This window comes from Streptomyces pactum, assembly GCF_016031615.1.
Classification (GTDB): domain Bacteria; phylum Actinomycetota; class Actinomycetes; order Streptomycetales; family Streptomycetaceae; genus Streptomyces; species Streptomyces pactus.
Genome location: NZ_JACYXC010000001.1, coordinates 447,765 through 468,367, shown reverse-complemented (window position 1 = coordinate 468,367; position 20,603 = coordinate 447,765). Strand labels below are relative to the sequence as shown.

At 76.1% G+C, this 20,603-nt stretch carries 18 protein-coding genes; 6 read left to right on the top strand and 12 right to left on the bottom strand.

Annotation, left to right across the window (positions count from 1 at the left end; translation table 11 throughout):
* Positions 1–2: 2 nt before the first annotated feature.
* The 3 genes from IHE55_RS01855 to IHE55_RS01845 all read right to left on the bottom strand — a co-directional run bounded on the left by IHE55_RS01855 (position 3) and on the right by IHE55_RS01845 (position 3,419).
* The gene (locus IHE55_RS01855) at positions 3–1,463 is read right to left on the bottom strand and encodes a VMAP-C domain-containing protein (RefSeq protein ID WP_197987408.1); all 1,461 of its coding nucleotides are present in this window, start codon (positions 1,461–1,463) and stop codon (positions 3–5) included.
* Positions 1,464–1,591: 128 nt separating this feature from the next.
* Positions 1,592–2,842 (bottom strand): phosphorylase family protein, encoded by a 1,251-nt coding sequence (locus tag IHE55_RS01850; protein WP_197987407.1) that lies wholly within the window; start codon positions 2,840–2,842, stop codon positions 1,592–1,594.
* A 49-nt stretch (positions 2,843–2,891) separates the two neighbouring features.
* Entirely contained in the window at positions 2,892–3,419 is a 528-nt protein-coding gene (locus IHE55_RS01845) for a hypothetical protein (protein ID WP_197991725.1), read from the bottom strand.
* A 175-nt stretch (positions 3,420–3,594) separates the two neighbouring features.
* Here IHE55_RS01845 and IHE55_RS01840 point away from each other — a divergent pair, with 175 nt between their 5' ends.
* Positions 3,595–4,083: a glutathione peroxidase gene (locus IHE55_RS01840; protein WP_197987406.1), complete on the top strand. Its 489-nt coding sequence runs from the start codon at positions 3,595–3,597 to the stop codon at positions 4,081–4,083.
* A gap of 357 nt (positions 4,084–4,440) precedes the next feature.
* On the opposite strand, the gene IHE55_RS01835 is transcribed toward IHE55_RS01840, so the two are convergent.
* Positions 4,441–5,526 (bottom strand): zinc-dependent alcohol dehydrogenase family protein, encoded by a 1,086-nt coding sequence (locus IHE55_RS01835; RefSeq protein ID WP_197987405.1) that lies wholly within the window; start codon positions 5,524–5,526, stop codon positions 4,441–4,443.
* Positions 5,527–6,328: 802 nt separating this feature from the next.
* Between IHE55_RS01835 and IHE55_RS01830 the strand changes: the two genes are divergently transcribed.
* On the top strand, positions 6,329–6,799 hold the full coding sequence (locus IHE55_RS01830) for a hypothetical protein (RefSeq protein WP_372442604.1): 471 nt from the start codon (positions 6,329–6,331) through the stop codon (positions 6,797–6,799).
* 76 nt (positions 6,800–6,875) lie between these two features.
* On the opposite strand, the gene IHE55_RS01825 is transcribed toward IHE55_RS01830, so the two are convergent.
* The 3 genes from IHE55_RS01825 to IHE55_RS01815 all read right to left on the bottom strand — a co-directional run bounded on the left by IHE55_RS01825 (position 6,876) and on the right by IHE55_RS01815 (position 10,855).
* Positions 6,876–7,667: an SDR family NAD(P)-dependent oxidoreductase gene (locus IHE55_RS01825; RefSeq protein WP_197987404.1), complete on the bottom strand. Its 792-nt coding sequence runs from the start codon at positions 7,665–7,667 to the stop codon at positions 6,876–6,878.
* 671 nt (positions 7,668–8,338) lie between these two features.
* Positions 8,339–9,466, bottom strand: a complete 1,128-nt coding sequence (locus IHE55_RS01820; protein ID WP_372442743.1) for an amidohydrolase family protein — start codon at positions 9,464–9,466, stop codon at positions 8,339–8,341.
* A gap of 9 nt (positions 9,467–9,475) precedes the next feature.
* Entirely contained in the window at positions 9,476–10,855 is a 1,380-nt protein-coding gene (locus IHE55_RS01815) for a type I glutamate--ammonia ligase (protein WP_197987403.1), read from the bottom strand.
* 864 nt (positions 10,856–11,719) lie between these two features.
* Between IHE55_RS01815 and IHE55_RS01810 the strand changes: the two genes are divergently transcribed.
* Together IHE55_RS01810 and IHE55_RS01805 are read left to right on the top strand one after the other, a co-directional pair.
* Positions 11,720–12,151: a MarR family winged helix-turn-helix transcriptional regulator gene (locus IHE55_RS01810; protein ID WP_197987402.1), complete on the top strand. Its 432-nt coding sequence runs from the start codon at positions 11,720–11,722 to the stop codon at positions 12,149–12,151.
* Positions 12,152–12,243: 92 nt separating this feature from the next.
* Positions 12,244–13,731: an SDR family NAD(P)-dependent oxidoreductase gene (locus IHE55_RS01805; RefSeq protein WP_197987401.1), complete on the top strand. Its 1,488-nt coding sequence runs from the start codon at positions 12,244–12,246 to the stop codon at positions 13,729–13,731.
* A gap of 419 nt (positions 13,732–14,150) precedes the next feature.
* Here the strand turns inward: IHE55_RS01805 and IHE55_RS01800 are convergent, their stop codons facing one another.
* From IHE55_RS01800 to IHE55_RS01785, 4 genes are all read right to left on the bottom strand, one after another.
* Positions 14,151–15,614, bottom strand: coding sequence for a hypothetical protein (locus IHE55_RS01800; RefSeq protein WP_232265415.1), 1,464 nt, complete (start codon positions 15,612–15,614; stop codon positions 14,151–14,153).
* 117 nt (positions 15,615–15,731) lie between these two features.
* A complete protein-coding gene (locus tag IHE55_RS01795) occupies positions 15,732–16,550 on the bottom strand; it encodes an SAM-dependent methyltransferase (RefSeq protein WP_197987400.1) in 819 nt (272 codons plus the stop codon).
* A gap of 177 nt (positions 16,551–16,727) precedes the next feature.
* Positions 16,728–16,943, bottom strand: coding sequence for a DUF397 domain-containing protein (locus tag IHE55_RS01790; RefSeq protein ID WP_197991721.1), 216 nt, complete (start codon positions 16,941–16,943; stop codon positions 16,728–16,730).
* Positions 16,944–16,966: 23 nt separating this feature from the next.
* Positions 16,967–17,794 carry a Sco1979 family transcriptional regulator gene (locus IHE55_RS01785; RefSeq protein ID WP_197987399.1) on the bottom strand — a complete coding sequence of 276 codons (828 nt, stop codon included), beginning with the start codon at positions 17,792–17,794 and terminating at the stop codon, positions 16,967–16,969.
* Positions 17,795–18,038: 244 nt separating this feature from the next.
* Between IHE55_RS01785 and IHE55_RS01780 the strand changes: the two genes are divergently transcribed.
* A complete protein-coding gene (locus IHE55_RS01780; protein ID WP_232265414.1) occupies positions 18,039–18,506 on the top strand; it encodes an ATP-binding protein in 468 nt (155 codons plus the stop codon).
* 342 nt (positions 18,507–18,848) lie between these two features.
* On the opposite strand, the gene IHE55_RS01775 is transcribed toward IHE55_RS01780, so the two are convergent.
* Positions 18,849–19,499, bottom strand: coding sequence for an NAD(P)-dependent oxidoreductase (locus IHE55_RS01775; protein ID WP_197987398.1), 651 nt, complete (start codon positions 19,497–19,499; stop codon positions 18,849–18,851).
* A 127-nt stretch (positions 19,500–19,626) separates the two neighbouring features.
* Between IHE55_RS01775 and IHE55_RS01770 the strand changes: the two genes are divergently transcribed.
* Positions 19,627–20,526 carry an AraC family transcriptional regulator gene (locus IHE55_RS01770; RefSeq protein WP_197987397.1) on the top strand — a complete coding sequence of 300 codons (900 nt, stop codon included), beginning with the start codon at positions 19,627–19,629 and terminating at the stop codon, positions 20,524–20,526.
* Positions 20,527–20,603 lie beyond the last annotated feature (77 nt).

Genomic DNA, 20,603 nt, shown 5'->3' with positions numbered 1-20,603 from the left:
CCCTAGTCCGGCCCCGCCAACTGTTCGTGCGCCTCCACTGGCCTGGTCGGGTCATCCCAGCACAGCACCACATGGCGGCCCAGGTGCTGCTCCCGCACTGCCGAGTCCACCGTATGCGCTTCCACTCGTAACTTTGTCACGCCGTCGCGGAGGCGTGCCAGGGATCCACCTGACCCCGCGGTGAATTGACCGAATTCCTCGACCAGTTCGTCGCTGCGGCGGTCCCGGCGGTCCCAGATGATCACCGGGAGACCGGCCGTCCACGCCGCCCGCGCCTGGTGGCCGCCGCGCACCGTGCGCCCCGGTGGCGCGCCCAGCACCAGGGACACCACGCAGGGGTCCGCCACCAGCCGCGCGACCAGCGCCTGCGGCTCCCCGGGCACCGCCGTCTCCGGGTCGGTGCCGTCCACCACCAGCTGGCGGCAGCGCTCCGGCGCGCCGTCCATCATCCGCCACCGGCTGCGCCACCACCGGCGCCACAGCGGGTTGCGGCTGCGCTCCAGGGAGCGCACCACCACCGGGTACGCCATGCCCAGCGGCACCGGGACATCGGTGTCCGCATCGCGGAGCCACAGATGCACCGGCAGATCGAGGTCCTCCGCGGCCAGCAGGAACTCCAGGTGGATGTCGCGGGCGTCCTTGGCCCACTCCTCCTCCGCCTCGTGCACCAGCCGCCGCACCGCCCGCTCCGCCGTCGCCCGGGTGACGTACTCGCTGGGCCCGGCCACCGGCCGCCACCGCTCGGGGTCGTGACTCCGCCAGGAGGTCAGCAGATAACGGCCCGGCTCGTCCTGTGGCAGCAACCGGACCACCAGGTACGCGTCGAACGGCTCGGGGGCCCGCTGCGCCACCGACTGCCGCAGCGACCGCAGCTGCGCGGTGAGTTCCAGCGCCGCCGCCTGCTCGTCCGCCCACGCGCGTAGCGCGCCCGCCTGGTCGAACGGTGCCTCCGCGGCGAGCCGTTCGACGAACGCCAGCTGGGGCGGCAGACGGTCCGGCTCGGTGCTCAGCCGGCTCAGCTCCTGGAAGGCCTGCCACGGGTCGGCGGCCTGCGGGGCGGGCTGGAACGGCGACACCGACTCCTGGCAGATCCGGGTCAGCCGCTTGACCTGGAGCCCCGACAGCAGGACCCGCAACCGCTCGGTGGCGGCCGCGGTCAGCGCCGGCCGCGCCGTCAGCCGCGCCACCACCGCGTCGAACGGCTCCATCACCCCGGCGCTGTCCACCATGGTGAACAGCACCTCCCGCACCGCGCCCAGCACCTGTTCACTGCGCAGGCAGGCCGGGGCCAGCTCCAGCAGGAAGTAGTCGGCCGACCGGTGGTCCTGCACCGGGAGCGGCGCGTCCCCCAGCTCGATGCGCAGCAGGTCCAGGAAGATCGCCCGGCCGGCGGGGTCGGTCAGCGCCCGGAACTGCCGGAGCGCGGCCACGAGTTCCTGCACCGGCCCGAGGCGCTCTGCCATCCGTCACCCCCTGTCCCCCCACCGGCCCGGGCGGCCGGCGTCCCCGTCGGGGACCCGGCCCTGCCGTCCGCACCCCGCGCGAGCCCCGGACAAGTGGTTATGCCCGCCCGCCCTGCCGCGACACATCGTCACAGACCGAGCCGGGCGACCCGGTCGCGCAGCGCCGCGGTGGCCGGCGCGTCCGGCGCGATCACCGTCACCACCTCCACCAAATCCCCCCAGGCGCCGTACTCCTCACAGGTCCGCAGCAGCGCCAGGGCCTCCGCCCGGCTCGCCGACTGCCGCAGCACGGCGGTGCCCACCCCCGGCAGTTCGTCGAGCAGCTGCTGCCAGCGGGCGGGCGCGGACAGGCCCGGCACCGCCAGCAGCAGATCGGTGAGCGCGCCCAGCTCCCGCACGGTGAGCCGGCCGCGGGCGCCCGCCGCGCCGGCCGGTGACCTGGCGGCCGGACTCCCCGCCGCCGGACCGGACCGGGCCGGGCCCGCCGGGTCCGGCCCCGGCCCGGGAACGGCCGCCGGCTCCACGGCGGGCGCGGACGCCGGCGGGGCGCCGGGCTCCCCGGGCGGCATCCGGTCGATCAGCTCGAACGCGAACGCCGCGGCGTTCCGCGCCGCCCTCGGCTGCCAGCGCCCGTCGTGCTCGGCGCCCTTGTCGTCCAGCAGGTCGGAGATCCCCCGGACCACCAGCGCCTCGGCCCGGCGGTCCAGGTGCGCCCCGGTGAGGAAGCCGAACCCCTCCATCTCCACCGCCACCGCGTCGCCCGCGCTCACCGCCAGCCGCCGCCCGGTCCCCGAACGGTGGTGGGCCAGCACCGCGCCGCCCGCGGCGATCGGCTTCACATGGGCCCGCGGCCGCTCGTCCCCGTCCGCTCCGGTCCGCCGCTGCCAGTCGTCCGCGGCCGCCACCAGCCGGGCCAGCTGCACCAGCCCGTAGGCGCACGGATGCGTCTTCATCCGCGGCAGGAAGGCCCGTTCGGTGTCCTTGCCGGTCTCGTAGTCGTACACCGACTCCGCCGCCACCACATCGCCCAGCGCGACGTCCTTGCGGCCGCCCGCCACCCCGACGAACAGCACCGCGCGCGGCGCGAACAGGGCGACCGCCCGGTCCGCTGTCACCGCGGCGGCCGGGTTCCCCGGACCGGTCATGTGGATGGCCACGGCCCGCTCCGCCGTCCCGCCCCGGAACCACCCCACCTCGAAGAGGGACCCCCGCTCGGGGGCGAGGGTCCGCACCTCCCGGAGGTGCGCGCGCACCGCCCGGTACTCCACCTCCAGCGCGGTGAGCACCACCACGTCGGCCCGCCCGCGCGGCGGCTGGACACCACCCGACCACTCCACCGATTCCCCCTCCCGGCGGCTCGCACCATCGGCGCCGTCCATGGTGCGCCCGTGACCGCCCGCGCGTCGATGCCCCGGACGGCGCGGGCGTTCACGGCCGGCGAAGATCCGCGTACCGCGTGATCTGTGCGCCCAGCACGGCGACCAGCGCCGTCTCGGCGAGCGACACGGTGAACAGGACCGCGCCGGCCGGCCCCTTCGACCAGTAGACGGTGAGCGCGGCCAGCGGCGCCGCGCAGAACAGCAGCAGATCCACCCCGAGCTGGAGCCGCTTGCGCGAGACCCGGCGCCGGTCGGAGCGGTGCGCGGTCTCCCAGCCGAACACCTGGCCGCGCGGCGGCACCGCCAGCGCGGTCAGCCGGGGATCGAGCTCCTCCCGGACGTAGCGGCCGATCGCCGAGATCTTCTCGTCGTTGACCAGGTAGGTCCACCCCAGGACCACCGAGGCCGGCGGCAGCAGCAGGAGCAGCTCCGGGCGGCCGGGCTTCTGCAGGGTGAAGGTGATGATCGCGGCCATCGACGCCAGCGTGGCGTAGAGCAGATTGTCCCGGAAGCCGATCCGCGCCCGCTGCTCCTCCTTCACCTGCTCGTACTCCACGACGAGCAGCCGGCCGGTCATGGAGTCGTCCTCACGCGCCACACGTCCCCCCGAGGTCCGGCGGCGGACGCGACCACCGCTGGCCTCACGATGCTACCGGCGCGCGCCGGACCCGCGGAGTGGTTGACTGGCCGTATTCCGCCGACCGGGCGCGCCCGCCACCGGGCGCGCGTCCGGGCCGACCGAAGGGGAACCGATGAGTCTGTACGACATCCCGCTGCGCACGCTGTCCGGTGAGCCGACCACCCTGGGGGAGCACCGGGGCAAGGTGCTGCTGCTGGTCAACGTGGCCTCCAAGTGCGGGCTGACGCCGCAGTACGCCGGGCTGGAGCGGCTCCAGCAGCGCTACGCCGGGCGCGGCTTCACCGTGCTGGGCTTCCCGTGCAACCAGTTCGCCGGCCAGGAGCCCGGCACCGCCGAGGAGATCGAGACCTTCTGCTCGGCCACCTACGGCGTGACCTTCCCGCTGATGGAGAAGATCGACGTCAACGGCGAGGACCGGCACCCGCTGTACGCGGAGCTGACCCGCACCGCCGACGCCGGCGGCGAGGCCGGCGACGTGACCTGGAACTTCGAGAAGTTCCTGGTCGCGCCCGAGGGCGAGGTCGTCGGCCGGTTCCGGCCGCGGACCGAGCCGGAGGCACCGGAGCTGGTCGCCGCGATCGAGGCCCGGCTCCCCGCCTGACGGGCCCGGGGTGCCGCGGTCCGGCCGGCGCAGGCCCGGCCGCGGCACCTCACCCGCGCGGGGGCGCGGACCGGCCACCGTCCCCGGGCCGCCGGCGCGCCGCGCGGGGTGGTGCGGTGCGCGGCCGGCCTCCGGGGGCCGGTGGCGTACGGGGGTGACCGCCTGCGGGGCCGGACGGCGTGAGCGCGAGGCCTTCGCGGGGCGGCGGCTGCCGGGCCGGGACGGCGTGCCGCGCGCCTCCTCGCGGGGGGTGCGGCGACCGCCCGGTGACGGCGCGTGCCGCGCGACTCCGTACGGACGGACCGCGGGGGCCGTCCGGGAGGTACGCCCTCCGGAGCGAAGCCCTCCGGGCGGCGGCTACCGGTCGCCGGCCGCCGGGCCCGCCGCGCGCGGCCGGTGCGGTTCGATGACGGTGACGCCGGTTCTGCCGCGGCCCCGCGACCCCATGGCGATCAGCGCCTCGGGCGCCTCGTCCAGGCCGATGGTCCGGGTGACCAGCAGGTCCGGCCGGAGCGTGCCGGCCTTGACCATCTCCATCATCGGGGCGTACGCGTGGGCCGCCATCCCGTGGCTGCCCAGCAGCTCCAGTTCGAGCGCGACGACCCGCCCCATCGGCAGCATGGGGTTGCCGGCCGCCGGGGGCAGCAGCCCCACCTGCACGTGCCGGCCGTGCCGGCGCAGGCTGTTGATGGAGGCCGCGCAGGTACGCGGGCTGCCCAGCGCGTCGAGGGAGAGGTGGGCGCCGCCGCCGGTGGTGTCCTGCACGGCCTCGGCCACCGAGCCCATCAGCGACGAGGCGTCGATGCAGGTCGCCGCACCGAACCGGCGGGCCAGCTGCAGCGCGTGCGGGGTGATGTCGATCGCGACCACCCGGGCCCCGGCCGCCGCGGCGATCATCACCGCGGACAGCCCCACCCCGCCGCAGCCGTACACCGCGACCCACTCGCCCGGCGCCACGCGGCCCTGGGTGACCACGGCGCGGAACGCGGTGGCGAACCGGCAGCCGAGGCCGGCCGCGGTGGTGAAGGGCAGTTCGTCGCGGATCGCCACCAGGTTGACGTCGGCGTTGCGCACCGGGACGTACTCGGCGAAGGAACCCCAGTGGGTGAAGCCCGGTTGCGTCTGCCGCTCGCACACCTGCTGGGCGCCCTCCGCGCACGCGCCGCACCGGCCGCAGGCGCAGACGAAGGGGACGGTGACCCGCTGCCCGGGCCGCCAGTTGGCCACGTCCGGGCCCACCTCGGCGACGACCCCGGCCAGTTCGTGGCCCGGCACGTGCGGCAGCCGGATGACCGGGTCGTGCCCCATCCACCCGTGCCAGTCGCTGCGGCACACCCCGGTGGCCTCGACGCGGATGATCACGCCGCCGCGCGCGGGTGTCGGGTCCGGGACCTCCCGGACCTCGGGCTTCCGCCCGAACGCATCGAAGACCACCGCACGCATAGGCCCGCTCCCTCGCTCGTCAAGGCCGGCCACCGACGGCGGCTCGGTGCCGGCCGGATGCCCCGGACGCCCGGGGCCGTGCCCGGCCGCCGCCTCCCGGTGCCGTCAGGTGCGACGGTCCCGCGGAGGCGACCGGCCGGACGCACATTCTTGCCAATGCGCGGCACTCCGCCCGGACCCCGTCGTACCGCCCCGGCGCACGGCACACGGCCGGCGTCCCGCCCGCCCCGGGCCGTACGTCCCCCACCGGGGCAGCCGGCTCCGGCCGCGGGCCGGAGACCACACGACGGCCGGCCCGGACCCGCCCCTGGCGCAGGGCCACCGGGGAGGGACGGTGCCGGCCCCGGCGGTTCCCGGGTCGTCATTGACCGTCATACCGTCGGCCCGGGCGCCGAAAACGGCCCCGGCGGGCCGGACCGGAAACCATACCCCGCACCCGCGTGGGCGGCTCCCCCGGGAGCGGCCGGGCCGGACGCGGGCCGGCGGCACTCCGTGCGGCGCGGCGGGCAACGGGTGGCAGCACGGCCGAGGCCGGCCCGGGGGCCGGGCCGGCGGACCGGTGCCGACGGGCCCGTCGCGTCCGGCCGACACGTCCGCCGGGCCGCCGGGAAGCCCCTTTCCGGTCCCGTGCCGGGCCCGTACGGGCCGCGCCGGGCCGGGCGAAGCGGCCGGAACCCGGCGGTCCCGCCACGCCGCCTGGTATGCGGCCCGGAGACGGTGCGCGGAGCCGGCCGCACCGGTTCGGTGCGGCCGGGGACGGCCGGCCGGAGGCGCCGTCCCGCCTCGTCCGTAGGATCGCCCCATGCCTGCCGACGAGCGCGTGACCCGGTCCACGTTGTCCGACCGCATCCGGCCGGTATCCGTTCCCCGGCCGATGGCGCGGCTGCCCCGGCGGATCTGGTCGGACCAGGACTGGGAGCGGATCCGGCGCGGGTACGAGGCGCGGGACATGGAGGAGAGGTGGGACGTCTTCACCGAGGGCAGGGTGGTCTTCGTGCACCGGAGCTGGACCGGTTACGGAATCTACGCGGTGACCTTCGCACCGGTCGACGGCGGCTGGCGGATCGCCGACGCCGTGGTCGAGCGGGATCCCGAACGTTACGGGGGCACGGACGACGCCTACGACCGCGTCATGCTCGAACTGGTGATCAGTGCCGTCGTGCTCGGTGAACCGGTCCCCGAGCTCCGCTCCGAGCTGGTGGAGCTGATGCGCCGGCAGTCGCGCCCCGCCGGTGCCCCGCACAGCACCTCGGGGCCGGGCGCGGACTCCTGACGGAGCCGGCCGGCCCCGTGCCCGCCGGAGGGGGGACGGCGGCCGGGCCGGATCGCCCACCGGCCCGGCCGCCGTCTCACCGCTTGGCGCGCTGCCCCTCGGTCATCTGACGCAGCGTCCCGTCCGGCACGATCCGCCGCTGCAGGCTCGCCGCGAGCCCGGGGAAGAGGCCGCCGATGGCGGTGCCCAGCCGCAGTTCCAGCGGGGCGATGTTGACCTCCGCGCGGTTGTGCTCCACCGCCCGGAGCGCCGCCGCGGCGACCTGCCCGGGCGACACGGTACGCATCCCGGCGGGCGGGACCGCCCCGGAGTCGGCGAACATCCCGGCGCCCCGGACGAATCCGGGCTGCACGATCGACACTCCCACCCCGGTGCCGTGCAGGTCCTGGCGCAGCCCGTGGGCGAATCCCCGCAGCCCGAACTTCGAGGCGTTGTACAGCGAGGCGCCCGGGGAGGCGGTCCGGCCGGCTATGGAGCCGATCATCACCAGGTGGCCGCGGCCCGCCCGCACCATCCGCGGCGCCAGCAGCCGGGCGAGCATGATCGGCGCGCGCAGGTTCACCTCCAGCGCCCGGTCCAGCTGCTCCGCCGAGTAGTCCAGCATCTCGCCGCTGGACGGCAGGGCGGCGTTGGCGATCAGGATGTCCACGTCCGCCGCCTCGTCGGCGAGCCGCCGCACCTCGTCCCGGTCCGACAGGTCGGCGACCACTGCGCGCGCGCCCAGCGAGCCGGCGAGCGGGTGGAGGGCGTCCGGCCGTCGTCCGGTGAGCAGCAGCGAGGCCCCCCGCGCCGCGAACGCCCGGGCGAGCGTCCGGCCGATACCGCCGGTGGCACCCGTGATCAGGACGGTGGAGCCGGAGATTCTCATACGTTCCAACACCTACTGTGCTCGGGCCCGCGCGGAACGGTTCCGCCTGCTTCTCGCTTTTCGAACATCTACGCTACCCGAGGGTGTTGATCACCGACCGGTGCGCCACCGGACCGACCGGCACCGGCCCGGCCGCGGTACCGCCGAGTGGTGCAACCTGCCCTATAATTAAGGGTTTTGCGGGGTTCGGAACACCGGAGCGGCGGTGATCCGGATCGTGGACACCATCGAGCCGGCCCCGGCCGGACGCCGCGTGTGGCGGGCGTTCCCCCCGGTGCCGGGGTGGACTTGCGGGAGTCGTTGGACGAAGGACCCGCCGGGGCCGGCCGGGGTCCGGAGGGGGCCGGTGCGGGCCCGGGTGTCGCGCGTCCCGCTGCGCACCGCACCGGCGGCCCGGCCGAGGACGCGGGGCCGGCGGTCCACGGCGCCCGGATCACCGGTCAACCGGAGCTGGAGCACGGGCGGACGGAGCACCCGGTACGGCGGCGCCGGCGCCACGTCGAGGCGGTCCCGCGACGGTACAGGGCGGCCGGCCACCTCCGTCGCGGCGGGCATTCCACTCCTCGGGCCGGCCATGAGCGCTGGGCCGGTCGTGCGCTCTGAGCCGGTCGTGGCCGGTGCCGGTGGTGAGCAGGGTGCCGGCCGTGGCGGGGTCCGGCCCGCCCGTGGTGTCACCCCGGGGACGCCGGCGGCACCGGGGACAGGCGGTAGAGGCGGCGGGCGTTGTCCGCGCAGACCAGGGCGGCGACCCGGGCGGCGTCGGGGGCGGACCAGGCGCCTTCGGCGACCCAGCGTTCCAGCAGGGCGGAGAGCGCGCCGGTGAACAGCCGGGCGCCCACCAGGTACAGCTCCGGCAGGCCGTAGGCGTCGGTGGAGAACAACAGCTTGCCGAACGGGGCGAGTTCCAGCGCCTCGGCGACCACGGCCGCCGCCCGCACCCCGGCGTGCCCCACCGCCAGGCCGATGTCCGCGTACACGTGCGGGTACAGCTGGGCGAGGCAGGCCGCGCTCCGGTGGTACGGGTAGCCGTGCAGCAGGACCAGCGGGCAGCCGGTGTGCCGCACCGCGCGGATGAAACCGGTGAGCAGCAGCGGGTCACCGCGGCGCAGATCCAGGTCGGGGTCGCCGAAACCGGTGTGCAACTGGAGCGGCAGACCGGTGCCGGCCGCCGCCCACAGCAGATGGCGGATGAGGACCGGGTCGGTGAGCCGGGTGCCGGGCCGGCGTGCGGTGAGCCAGCGGCCGGCCGCCGAGCGGACCTCGGCCGGGGCCGGCGGGCCCGGTGCGAAGTCCAGGCCGCAGCGGTAGGCGGCCACCGACTTGAAGGCGACGGCGGTGCGCGCGGCCCGCCGTACCGCGTCCACCGCCGCCTCCGGGTACGCCCCGGCGGCCGGGGTGTGGTCGGCGACCCGCTCGGCGAGGCTCTCCAGCCGGACGACCTCCGCCGCGTCGCCCCCGGCCGCCTCGGCCAGCTCCCCGGGGGTGGTGAGGTCCCCCGGCAGCCCGGTGTCCACCAGGAAGGTCCGGATGCCGCTGGCGCGCAGCAGCCGCCGGGTGACCTCCCCGGCCCCCAGCTCCGCCCGCCGTGCCAGATAGCGCTCGGGCGGGCAGTGCGGCAGCAGTCCGAGCAGCGGCGGGCACCAGCGGCGGACCGCGAAGCCCAGTTGGGTGTCGAAGAAGCTGGTGCCCGGCGCCGGTGGGGCGTCCGACTCGGTCAGCAGCGCCGCGAACGCCCCGGGCGCCACCGTGGTACGGACCACCCCGTGGCAGTGGTGGTCGATCAGCGCCGGCAGCGGCACCGGCACCGCTCAGTACCGCCGGCGGGTGGCGGCGGCGATCTCCTGCGGGGTGGCCCCCGCGAACAGCGCGCACTCGGCGCGGCGCACTGCCGCCACCGACTCCCACAGCGGCTCGCCGAGCGCCTCGCGGAGCACCGCCGACTCCTCGAAGTGGCGCACGGATTCCTCCAGCGACTCCGGCAGCCGGGGCGGTGGTTCGTCCGCGCGGGCCGGGTCACCGGCGACCGGCGGCGGCAGACGCAGGCCCGCGTCGATCCCCGCCAGGCCCGCGGCGATCACCGCGCCCACCGCGAGATACGGATTGGCCGCCGCGTCGAAGCACTTCACCTCGGCGTTGGCGGCGTCCGGGTCGTCGGCCGGGCCGCAGATGAAGCGGAGCGCCGCCTCCCGGTTCTCCAGCCCCCAGCACCGGTAGGCACCGGCCCACCGGGACGGCACCAGGCGCAGGTAGCTCGCCGGCGAGGGTGCCCCGACCGCCAGCAGCGCGGGCAGCTCCCGCAGCACCCCGGCGAGGAACGCCTCGCAGGTCGCGGTCATCCCGAACGGCCCGTCCCCGCCGCGGCACAGGTTGCGGTCCTGCTGCCGGAGGCTGAGGTGGAGGTGGCCGCCGTTGCCCAGCTGCCCGGGCTCGACCACCGGGCCGAAGACCGCCGCCAGCCGGTGGCGGGCCGACACCCCCCGTACGGTCTCGCGCACCAGGACCGCGGTGTCCGCCGCCTCGACCGGCCCGGCGGGGGCGGCGGAGATCTCGAACTGCCCTGGCGCGTACTCCGGGTGGAGCTGGAGTACGGGCACGTGCTGGGCGTGCAGCGCGTCGAGCAGCGCGGCGAGGTAGTCGGAGTGCGCCACCAGCCGGGCCATCCCGTAGGCCGGCCCGGTGTCGGCGGTGCCCGGGGCCGGACCGCCGGTGCCACCTGGGGCCGGGCCGTCGGCGGGCATCACCACCCACTCCGTCTCGAACCCCACGCGCACCTCCAGGCCGCGCCGCCGGGCCCGCTCGGTCATCCGGTGTGCGAACCACCGCTGGCACACCGGGTGCGGGGCGCCCCGCTGGTCGTAGCGGTCGGCCGGTGCCCAGGCCCAGCCGGGCTGGGCGGCCAGCGGCGTCAGCCGCGACAGGTCGGGGAACAGCCGCAGATCGCCGTCCGGGCCGCCGACATGGCGGCTGTCGGTGATCGAGTCGTCCACCAGGAAGACGTCGAACACCGGCGACATGCCCACGCCACGGCTGACGACCTGTTCCAGCCGGTCGGTGGGGACCGCCTTCACCCGCGTCAGCCCCGCGTTGTCCACCCAGGTCACAGCGGTGCCGCGGACCCCCGCCGCGATCAGCCGGCCGACCTCCTGGCGGGCTCTGGCCCGGGCCAGGTCACGCTGCTCCGTCACCACCGGTGGCTCCCGTCACCCCGTCGACGCCCGGGCGGCAGTCTGGCACGCGGGCACCGTCCGGGCCGGGCACCGGCCGCCGACGCGCCGCCCGGCCCGCCCGAGGGCACCCTCCCGGGCGACCCCGCTGCGCCCGGCACCCACGGTCGGCCTCCGGGGGCGTCCCCGGTCCGGCCGCCCCGCGCCGGCCCCGCAGTCGGCCCGTGCCCCTGCCCGGTCCCGCCTCCGGTGCCCGGTCCCGCCTCCGGTGCCCGGTCCCGCCTCCGGTGCGCGGCCCGGCCCCGCTGTCCGGTCCGGGCCGCCCGCCCGGTCCCGTCTGCGCCCCTCGGGTCGGGCCCCTGTCCGGTACCGCCTCCTGCTCCGGCCGTCTACCGCCCGGGTCCGCCGCGGGACCGTCCGACCGCTCCGGCTCCGCTGTCCTCCCGTCCGCTGTTGTCCGCCGGGCCGTCCGCCGATGCCCTCCCGGTGCCGGGAGGCCGGTCAACGGCGCGTGGGTGCCGGCCCCGGGGCGGAGGCGACGGTGACCGCGCACGGGGCCCCGGGCCGTCCGCGTATGCCGGCTGGGCCGCCACCGCCCGCGCCACGGTCCCGTCTGCGCCCCTCGGGCCGGGCCCGCCTCCCGCTCCGGCCGTCTACCGCCCGGGTCCGCCGCGGGACCGTTCGGCCGCTCCGGCTCCGCCGTGCGCCTCCGCCGTCCTCCGGGCGCCGGGCCGCCCCCCGGCGCCCGCCCGGCGCCGGGGGGCCGCCTCCTCGCCCGTCCCGGTCGCCGGTCCGCGGACCGTCGCGGCGGCCCGCGGACCGCCGGGGCACGCCCGCCCCCGCCGACCGGAGACCGCTGGTGCGCCGGGTGGTCATTACGATGGCGGTATGTCCTCCCAGCCACCAGCGCCCGACGACCTGATCGATCCGCTGGCCGTCGTCGTCCGTGGCTACTACCACGACTTCAGCCGCGCCGCCGCCCGGCACGGGCTGACCACCGCGCAGGCCCGCGCCCTGAGCGCCGTGGACCGCAGCCCGCTGCCCATGCGGATCCTCGCCGACCGCCTGGTGTGCGACGCCTCCAACGCCACCGGTCTGATCACCCGGCTGGAGGCGCGCGGTCTGGTCGAACGAACGCCCTCCGCGCACGACCGGCGCGTCAAACTGGTCACCCCCACCGCCGCCGGGACCGAGCTGATCGCCCGGCTGCGGGCGGAGATGCACGGCGTGCACCAGGCGCTGGAAGCCCTCACCGACGAGGAGCGGGCGGCGCTGGCGACACTGCTGCACCGGCTCGGCCCGCTGATGGGCGCGCCCTGAGCGCCACCACCGGTTTGGCGTCGCCGCCTCCGCTTTCGTACAGTTCCGCCGGAGTACCGGTAGAACAGACGAACCAGGAAGCGGCAGCGGCGATGACGGTGACTGACAGCGGCCGGGCCGAAGAGACGGGCTCGGGCACCGAGCGGCACCCGGGCATCGACCCCGAGCGCCTGGCGGTCTGCCTCGGCGTGCTCGCCGAACTCGACGAGCTGCCGCTGGACCACCCCGACGCCATCACGGTCCGCCGCGCCACCTCCGGCATCTACCGGATGGTCAAGCAGCGCCGCCGCCAGGAGCGGCGCGCCGCCAAGACCGCCCACGACCGCGCGGTCACCGAGGCGACCGCCACCGGGGCCGCCGACCGGATCGACGACGAGACCCTGGGCCGGGCCCTCACCAGCTCGGTGACCACCGAGATCGCCGGCATCCTGGAGCGCCCCAGGTCCTGCTACGTCTGCAAGACCCGGTACACCGAGGTGGACGCCTTCTACCACCAGCTCTGCCAGACCTGTGCCCAGGAGAACCGTTCGCGGCGGGACGCCCGCACCGACCTGACCGGGCGCCGGGCCCTGCTCACCGGCGGGCGCGCCAAGATCGGCATGTACATCGCGCTGCGGCTGCTGCGCGACGGCGCGCACACCACCATCACCACGCGCTTCCCCAACGACGCGGTCCGGCGCTTCACCGCGATGCCGGACAGCGCGGACTGGCTCCACCGGCTCAAGATCGTCGGCATCGACCTGCGCGACCCCGCGCAGGTGGTCGCGCTCGCCGACTCGGTGAGCGCCGCCGGACCGCTGGACATCCTGATCAACAACGCCGCGCAGACGGTGCGCCGCAGCCGGCAGGCGTACGCCGAGCTGATCGCGGGCGAGTCGGCGCCGCTGCCCGCCGGGGAACTCCCCGCCTCCGAGGTGATCGGCACCTTCGGCAGCGGTGCCCAGGCGGCGCTGCCCGCGCCCCGGACCGGCCGGGACGGCGCACTGACCCCCGATGACGTGGCCGCGCTGGCGCTCACCCCCGGCTCCGCCTCGCCCGCCCGGATCGAGGCCGGGACCGCGATCGACGCGGGCGGCCTCATCCCCGACCTGGACGCCACCAACACCTGGATCCAGCGGGTCCACGAGGTCGATCCGGTGGAGCTGCTGGAAGTGCAGCTGTGCAACGAGACCGCGCCGTTCATCCTGGTCAGCCGGTTGCGCGCGGCGATGGCCGCCTCCCCGGCGCGCCGCAAGTACGTGGTGAACGTCTCCGCGATGGAGGGCAAGTTCAGCCGCGGCTACAAGGGTGCGGGGCACCCGCACACCAACATGGCCAAGGCCGCGCTCAACATGCTCACCCGGACCAGCGCGCGGGAGATGTTCGAGACCGACGGCATCCTGATGACCAGCGTCGACACCGGCTGGATCACCGACGAACGCCCGCACCCGGACAAGATGCGGCTGGCCGAGGCCGGCTTCCACGCCCCGCTGGACCTGGTGGACGGCGCCGCCCGGGTGTACGACCCGATCGTCCGGGGAGAGCGCGGCGAGGACCTGTTCGGCTGCTTCCTCAAGGACTACGCGCCCACCGACTGGTGAGCGGCCCCACCGGCCGGTGAGCGGCGGGTGCGGCGGCCGGAGCGCGGCGCGCCCCGCCTGCCGCACCTCCACCGCACCGCGTGCCCCGGCTGCCGCGCCCCGCCCGGACGGCGCGCCCCGGCGATCCGACTCCACCCGGACGCCGTGCCCGGTGATCCGTCGTGCCGTCCGCCCGTCGAGCGGCCCGGCCGTCCGCCGTGCCGACCGCCCGGCGACCGTCCCGCCGTGGTGCCTGACGGACGTACCGGGGTGCCCGGCCGGCCCCCGCCCGTATGCCGTACCGCCCGTACGCCGTACCGCTTGGGCCCGGCCCGCACGCGGCCGATGGACGCCTCCGCCCCGGCGGCCCCTCCGGCCCCGGCGACCCCTCCGGCCCCGGCGACCCCTCCGCCTCGGGCGCGCCCCAGCCGCCTCTCCGGTCAGCGGCGTGGTGAGGTCACCGTCCAGCCGGTGCGCGGCATGGTGTGCCGGACCCAGTCCCGGGCGAAGTGCGGGGCCGTCCCCCCGCCCCGCCCGGCGAGCGCGGCGGCCGGCACCCGGGCGGCCCGGCGGCGCAGTTCCGCGGCGGTGGTGGAGCGGTTGTTCCCCGCCACCTGGGCCGAGGCGCAGCCGGCCGCGTAGCCGACGGGCAGCGCCCGCGGACCGGTCACCAGGCACGGCGGCCGCAGCCCCAGCTCCCGCAGGTCGGCGGCGGCGCGCTGGTAGACCCGGGCGGTGGCGGCGGTGGAGGCCGTGGAGTGGACCAGCACGGCGGTCTGCACCCCCAGGTGCGCGGCGGTCAGCGCGGCCACCACGGTGGCGGCCCGGACCCGGGACCGGGCGTGCCCGACGGTGTGCACCACCCAGGCGGCGACCGGCAGCGACAGCAGTGCGTACGCCGGCAGCAGGAAGCGCGGTGCCGAGAACCCGATGAGGAACAGGTAGGACAGGGCCAGCGAGGCGGCGCACACCACGGGCAGCAGTGCGGTGGCGGTCCGGCGGTGGCGCCGGGCGGTCACCAGGGCCGCGGCGGTCAGCAGCGGCAGCGCCCACCACCACAGGGTCATCAGCGGGTGCGGCCCGTCGGTCCCGCAGGGCCGGCACAGCAGGGGGCCGTTGAGGCTGCGCAGCACCGTGCCCACGTTCCAGTGCGGGTGCATGCCGCCCTCGGTGGCGCCGGCCGTCCGCAGCCGCTCCGGGACGCCGCCGAACCGGACGTACGCCTCGACGACCCACTGCACGGCGCCCAGCGCCGGGCCGGCGAGGACGGCGGGCAGCGCGCACCGCCAGGCCGGCACCGTCGCCGCGGCCACCAGCAGCGGCAGCGCCAGCCAGCCGCCCTCGGGCAGGCGGAGCAGGGTGACGGCGGCCAGGGCCGCGGCGAGCCACCAGCGGGCGCGCGGCTCGCCGGGGGCCCGGAGGAACCAGCCGACCGCCGCCACCGCGCCGTACGCCACCCAGAGGTTGGGCATCACCTGGGAGCCGCTGATCTGGGTGATCCACAGCCCGGCGAGGAAGAGCGCGGCGCAGGCCGTCGCCCGGTGCCCCAGCAGCGGCCGCCACACCCGGAACACCGCGTACAGCGCCGCCGCCGACGCGAGCGCCAGCACGGTGCGGATCACCGCGGCCGAGTCGGTCACCGCGACCAGCGGTGCCACCAGCACGCTCACGCCGCGCGAGCGCGGCGCGCTGAAGAACGCCGCCGGGTGCCGGGGATCGACCTGCGAGGCGTAGACGCTCTCGTCCCACAGCAGCCCGACGGAGGTCCGCGGCACCACCAGGGCCAGCTGGACGGCGGCGAAGGCCAGCGCCACCAGGGCGAGCCAGGGGACCGCGCGCCGCCGGACCGGTACGGGTGCCGGGGCGCGGGTGCCGGGGGCGCGGACGGGAACGGTACCGGTCATCCCCCCAGGCTCACCGGGCCCGCCGCGCGGCGCGACCCGGCGCTCCGCCGGACGGCCCACCACCGGCGGCGGGACCACCCGGTGGGCGGTACCGCGCGGGTGGCGGACCGTCAGACGTCAGGGCTTGCGGGCCACACCCGCGTACAGCGACACCTCGGCGTCGGTCACCCCGGTGGCCTCCGCCGCGTCGTCGGGGCGCCACCGGTGCGGCACCTCGACGCCCGGGGCGACCAGCTCCAGCCCCTCGAAGAACTCCTGGACCTCGGCCCGGCTGCGGACCTGGGCCGGAATGCCACCCTGGCGGTAGATCTCCACGACCTTCGCCCAGGTCTCCGGGTCGAAGTCGGGTGTGCAGTGCGAGAGCACGAGGTAGCTCCCCGAGGGCAGGGCGTCAACCAGACGGCCGACGATGTCGTACGGCTTGAACTCGTCCGGGACGAAGTGCAACAGCGCGTTGAGCGACAGCGCGACCGGACGGCTCAGGTCGAGCGTCTCGTGGAGCTCGGGCGCGTTGACGATGCGCTCCGGCTCCCGGACGTCGGCCTGGATGTAGGAGGTGCGGCCCTGCGGGGTGCTGTGCAGCAGCGCCTGGGCGTGGGCGAGGACGATGGGGTCGTTGTCGGTGTAGACCACTCTGGAGTCGGGGGCCACCGCCTGCGCCACCTGGTGCAGGTTGGGCTCGGTGGGGATGCCGGTGCCGATGTCCAGGAACTGCCGGACGCCGGCCTCGGACGCCAGCCAGCGGGTGGCCCGGTGCATGAACGACCGGTTGGTCCTGGCACAGGTCTTGATGCTCGGATAGATCGCCATGACGTGGGCGGCGGCGTCCTGGTCCACCTCGTAGTGGTCCTTGCCACCCAGGTAGTAGTCGTACATGCGGGCCGGATGCGGCCGGCTGGTGTCGATCTGGCCGGGTGCGAGGCCGTCTGCGGTCATGCGGCCCTCCAATCGGGTCTTGTCGCCGCCTGGCGGTCGGGAGTGGTCAGGTCCCGGGCTCGCGGAGCGCGCCGCGGGAGGTGTACGGGGTGGCGCCGCGCGGTACCGGGCGGTGCCGGCGGGGGCGGCGTGCCGGACGGCGCGGACCCGTGAGGGTCACCCGCGGGCCGGACCGGCTCAGGTGAGCAGGAAGTCGGCCGCGCCGGCCTTGGCTCCCTGGATGAAGGTCTCGATCTCGTGGTAGGCATAGATCAGGGCGGGTCCGTCGGGGTCGGTGGACTGGCGCAGCGCCACCCGGCCGTCACCGAGCTTCATCACCTCGACGCAGGCGCCGCCGTTCGGTCCGCTCCAGGGCTTCTGCCAGCCCTCGGTGCCGAGGTTCTTCGAGGGCATGCCGTTGTATATGTGATCCACAGTCAGAGCTCCTTGCGAATCGCGCCGAGGAACGCCTCGGTTCGGTGCACCGGAGTGGCCTGGGTGCACATCCGGTCCAAAGCTTCCAGGTAGACGGCCACATCGGTGCGCTGGTCGATGTATCCGGCGCCGGTCAGGCTCTCTCCGTAGGCGATGTCCGGCAGTTCCGGTATGGCGAACCGGAAGATCTGGAAGGGCCCGTACATGCCGGGGTGCGGCCCGGCGGCGAACGGCAGCACCTGGAGCGTGATGTTCGGCAGGGCGATGGCCTCGATCAGCCGGTCCACCTGGGTCCGCATCACCGCCGGGCCCCCCACCGGTCTGCGCAGCACCGCCTCGTCGATGACCACCCACAGGTGCGGCGGCGGCGGGTCGGTCCGGTCCAGCAGCGCCTGGCGCTGCATCCGCAGCTCCACCCGCCGGTCCATCTCCTCCTCGGGGGCGAGCGGGAAGCCCACCCGGAGCAGGGCGCGGGCGTACTCCTCGGTCTGCAGCAGACCCGGTACGCAGTGCGGCTCGTACGCCCTGATCCTTATGGCCGCCTCCTCCAGGCTCACGTAGAGGCTGAACCACTCCGGGAGCACATCGCGGAAACGGTGCCACCAGCCGGGCCGGTTGGCCTCCTCGGCCAGCGCCAGGAAGGCGTCGATCTCCTCCCGCGGGGTGCCGTAGGTCTGCAGGAGCTTCTCGACGTACGGCAGCTTGAGGCCGACCTCGGCCTTCTCCATCCGCCGGACCGTGGTGGGGTTGACGTGCAGCGCCCGGGCGGCCTCGTCGAAGGAGACCCCCGCGGCCTCGCGGAGCGCGCGCAGCCGCATGCCGAGAACCATCTGCCCGACGGTCGGGGCCGACCGCGCTTCACCCACGTCGCTCCTCCAGGACGTCCGACGACACGGTCAGTGTGCCATGACCACCCTGGAGGCGACAGAGTGCACTCGCTATTTTGCAAATTGCAGAACGCCTCTTGCCAACTGACCCTCACAGATTGGATAGTGACGCTGCGGCATGCTGCAACCGGGCCGCGCGCACGAGGACTTGCACCACCCGTTCCCCTGACCGGTAGATGGAAGGCACATGCCCGTGGCTTCGCCTCACAGCACGACGATGCTCCGCCCCACGTCCGTCGGCGGTACCCGTCTCGGCCTGCGCCACGAGAGATTCCAGCTGCCCGCGCACGGCGCCTCGGTCGCCGCGGCCCGCCGCCGGGTCCGATCCCGGCTGCCGGGATGGGGGTTCGGCGCGGAGGTCTGCGACGCCGCCGAACTGGTGATGTCGGAGCTGTTCACCAACGCCCTGGTGCACACCGGCACCGATCAGATCCTGTGTGTCATACGCGCCGACGACTCCGCCGGGCGCGCGGTGTACGTCGAGGTGGCCGACCAGGGCGGGGGACCGGTCGGCCCCACGGCGCGGCGGGCCGGGGCGGACGAGGAGAGCGGGCGCGGGCTGATGCTGGTGTGCGCCCTGGCCGAGGCCTGGGGCGACCGGCCCGCCGGCGCCGGGCACGGCCGTGTCGTCTGGGCCCGGCTGCGGGCCGACTGAACCGGACCGCGGGTGCCGGCCCCGGCGGGGCCGGCGCACCGGAGGCCGCGCTCCCGGCGGGGGAGGAGCGCCGGCCACCGGGCGGCCCGCGCCGGGGCGGGTACGGGCGCACCGGCGCGAGGGAACGACGGGCCCGGCCCCTCATGAGGGCCGGGGCCCGTCGTCGTGTTCGAGGTCATGGCCCGTCGGTGGGTTGACGGACGGTGCCGACCGGCGCGGAACAGCACCGTGGGCGGCGGCCCCGGCCGGCGCGGGCGCTCCCCGCGCCGGCGCCCACCGCCGGGCACGCGCCCCGCGCGGTCGGTCGCGGACCGGCGGGTGCGGCCGCGCGCCCGGCGCCGCTCAGTGGGCGACCGTGAACCGCTCGCCGACGTGCTGCGGGTTCTCGATCTCGTCCACCAGCGCGACGGCGTAGTCCTCGGCCGTGATGTAGCTCCTGCCCTCCGCGTCGGTCACCAGCTGCTCGGTGCCGGTCCGGTACCGTCCGGTCCGCTCGCCGGGCTCGATGGTCGCGGCCGGGCTCAGGCTGGTCCACCGGACGTCCGGGGCGGCCCGGAAGACCTCCAGGGCCTCGCCGTGCGACCGCATGATCTGCACCAGGCCCTCGGGCAGCCCGGGCGCGTCCCAGACCTTCACGCCCGGTGCGGTCTCCAGACTGCCCGCGCCGCCGACCGAGATCAGCCGCGGTGCCTGCGGGCCCAGCCGGCGCAGCCCCTCCACCAGCGACCGGGCGGACGGCCCCATCAGCGCCAGGCTCCCCGGCCCGTCCTTCCGGCCCACCGCGCTGACCACCACGTCCTGTCCGGAGGCGACGGCCGCGACCGACTGCGGATCGAGCACGTCACCGGTGGTCACGGTCAGCCCGGGCGCCTGCCGGTCGAACCGGGCCGGGTCGCGGACCACCGCGGTCACCTCGTGGCCGCGGGACAGCGCCTCGTCCGCGATCCGCCGGCCGATGGTGCCGCCGGCACCGAAGAGGGCGATCCTCGCCATGGGAATTCTCCTGCACATCATCAGGGTGGGAACCGGGAACGGTATCGCCGGCGGTTATCCGTTTCCGCCAGCGCTTTCCACGGTACGGCGCACCCCGCTGGTCAGCGAGGTAGCCTGGAGACCGGACATGGTGAGAAAGCGACAGGACGAGATCCCCGACATCCCCTACCGCCCGCCGGCCGGGACACCGGAAGGGGTGGAGGTGATGTCGCTGCGCGAACTGCGCCGGCGCGCCCCCGAGGGAGAGTTCGACGCTCCGCAGCGCCCCCGGTTCCACTCCCTTTACGTCATCGACCGCGGCTCCACCACCCACACCGTGGACTTCACCGCGTACCCGCTGAGCGCCGGCGGCGTGCTGTGGGTCCGCCCCGGTCAGGTGCAGCAGGTCGGCGATCTGGGGGCGGTCGAGGGCACCGTCGTCCTCTTCCAGCCCGGTTTCCTCCCGCCGCGGACCGCCCGCACCGCCGGTCTCGACGACCGGTTCGCCGGTACCTGGTGGCAGCCGGCCGGGGAGGACCGCCGGGCCGTCCTCGCCGCGGTGCGGCACCTGGCGTACGCCTTCCGCACCGGGCACGGCCTGCCCCCCGAGGTGCACACCGAGACGCTCCGCCATCTGCTGGCGGTGCTGGTGCTGCGGCTGGCGCACCAGACCCCGCCCGCCGGCCGGGGCGCCGAACCCCCGCCGGCGTTCCTCCGGTTCCGGGACGCGGTCGAGCGCGACTTCGCGCGCACCCACCGGGTCGCCGACTACGCGGAGGCGCTCGGCTACTCGGTGCGCACCCTGTCCCGCGCCACGGTGCGCGCGGCCGGGGTGGGGGCCAAGGAGTTCCTGGACCGGCGGGTGGTGCTGGAGGCCAAGAGGCTGCTGGCCCACAGCGAGCTGCCGATCGCCAGGGTGGCGGACCGGACCGGCTTCACCGACGCCGCCAACTTCTCCAAGTTCTTCCAGCACCGCACCGGACGGACGCCCGGGGAGTTCCGCGCCGAGCTGCGCGGCCGGTCCGGCCCGCCCGCCGGCCGCCCCTGACCGCGGCACCGGTCCGCGGCACCGGTCCGTCGAGGTCCGCCCGGGACCCCGCCGCACCGCCGGGTCTCTCCGCCGCC

What these genes read in the sequence shown, in the direction of transcription:
- IHE55_RS01775 (WP_197987398.1), bottom strand. Translation starts at nt 19,499, where the DNA reads ATGGCGAGGATCGCCCTCTTCGGTGCCGGCGGCACCATCGGCCGGCGG.
- IHE55_RS01810 (WP_197987402.1), top strand. Translation starts at nt 11,720, where the DNA reads ATGTCCTCCCAGCCACCAGCGCCCGACGACCTGATCGATCCGCTGGCC.
- IHE55_RS01800 (WP_232265415.1), bottom strand. Translation starts at nt 15,614, where the DNA reads ATGACCGGTACCGTTCCCGTCCGCGCCCCCGGCACCCGCGCCCCGGCA.
- IHE55_RS01770 (WP_197987397.1), top strand. Translation starts at nt 19,627, where the DNA reads ATGGTGAGAAAGCGACAGGACGAGATCCCCGACATCCCCTACCGCCCG.
- IHE55_RS01790 (WP_197991721.1), bottom strand. Translation starts at nt 16,943, where the DNA reads ATGCCCTCGAAGAACCTCGGCACCGAGGGCTGGCAGAAGCCCTGGAGC.
- IHE55_RS01780 (WP_232265414.1), top strand. Translation starts at nt 18,039, where the DNA reads ATGCCCGTGGCTTCGCCTCACAGCACGACGATGCTCCGCCCCACGTCC.
- IHE55_RS01855 (WP_197987408.1), bottom strand. Translation starts at nt 1,463, where the DNA reads ATGGCAGAGCGCCTCGGGCCGGTGCAGGAACTCGTGGCCGCGCTCCGG.
- IHE55_RS01785 (WP_197987399.1), bottom strand. Translation starts at nt 17,794, where the DNA reads ATGGTTCTCGGCATGCGGCTGCGCGCGCTCCGCGAGGCCGCGGGGGTC.
- IHE55_RS01805 (WP_197987401.1), top strand. Translation starts at nt 12,244, where the DNA reads ATGACGGTGACTGACAGCGGCCGGGCCGAAGAGACGGGCTCGGGCACC.
- IHE55_RS01825 (WP_197987404.1), bottom strand. Translation starts at nt 7,667, where the DNA reads ATGAGAATCTCCGGCTCCACCGTCCTGATCACGGGTGCCACCGGCGGT.
- IHE55_RS01850 (WP_197987407.1), bottom strand. Translation starts at nt 2,842, where the DNA reads ATGGACGGCGCCGATGGTGCGAGCCGCCGGGAGGGGGAATCGGTGGAG.
- IHE55_RS01835 (WP_197987405.1), bottom strand. Translation starts at nt 5,526, where the DNA reads ATGCGTGCGGTGGTCTTCGATGCGTTCGGGCGGAAGCCCGAGGTCCGG.
- IHE55_RS01845 (WP_197991725.1), bottom strand. Translation starts at nt 3,419, where the DNA reads ATGACCGGCCGGCTGCTCGTCGTGGAGTACGAGCAGGTGAAGGAGGAG.
- IHE55_RS01795 (WP_197987400.1), bottom strand. Translation starts at nt 16,550, where the DNA reads ATGACCGCAGACGGCCTCGCACCCGGCCAGATCGACACCAGCCGGCCG.
- IHE55_RS01840 (WP_197987406.1), top strand. Translation starts at nt 3,595, where the DNA reads ATGAGTCTGTACGACATCCCGCTGCGCACGCTGTCCGGTGAGCCGACC.
- IHE55_RS01830 (WP_372442604.1), top strand. Translation starts at nt 6,329, where the DNA reads ATGCCTGCCGACGAGCGCGTGACCCGGTCCACGTTGTCCGACCGCATC.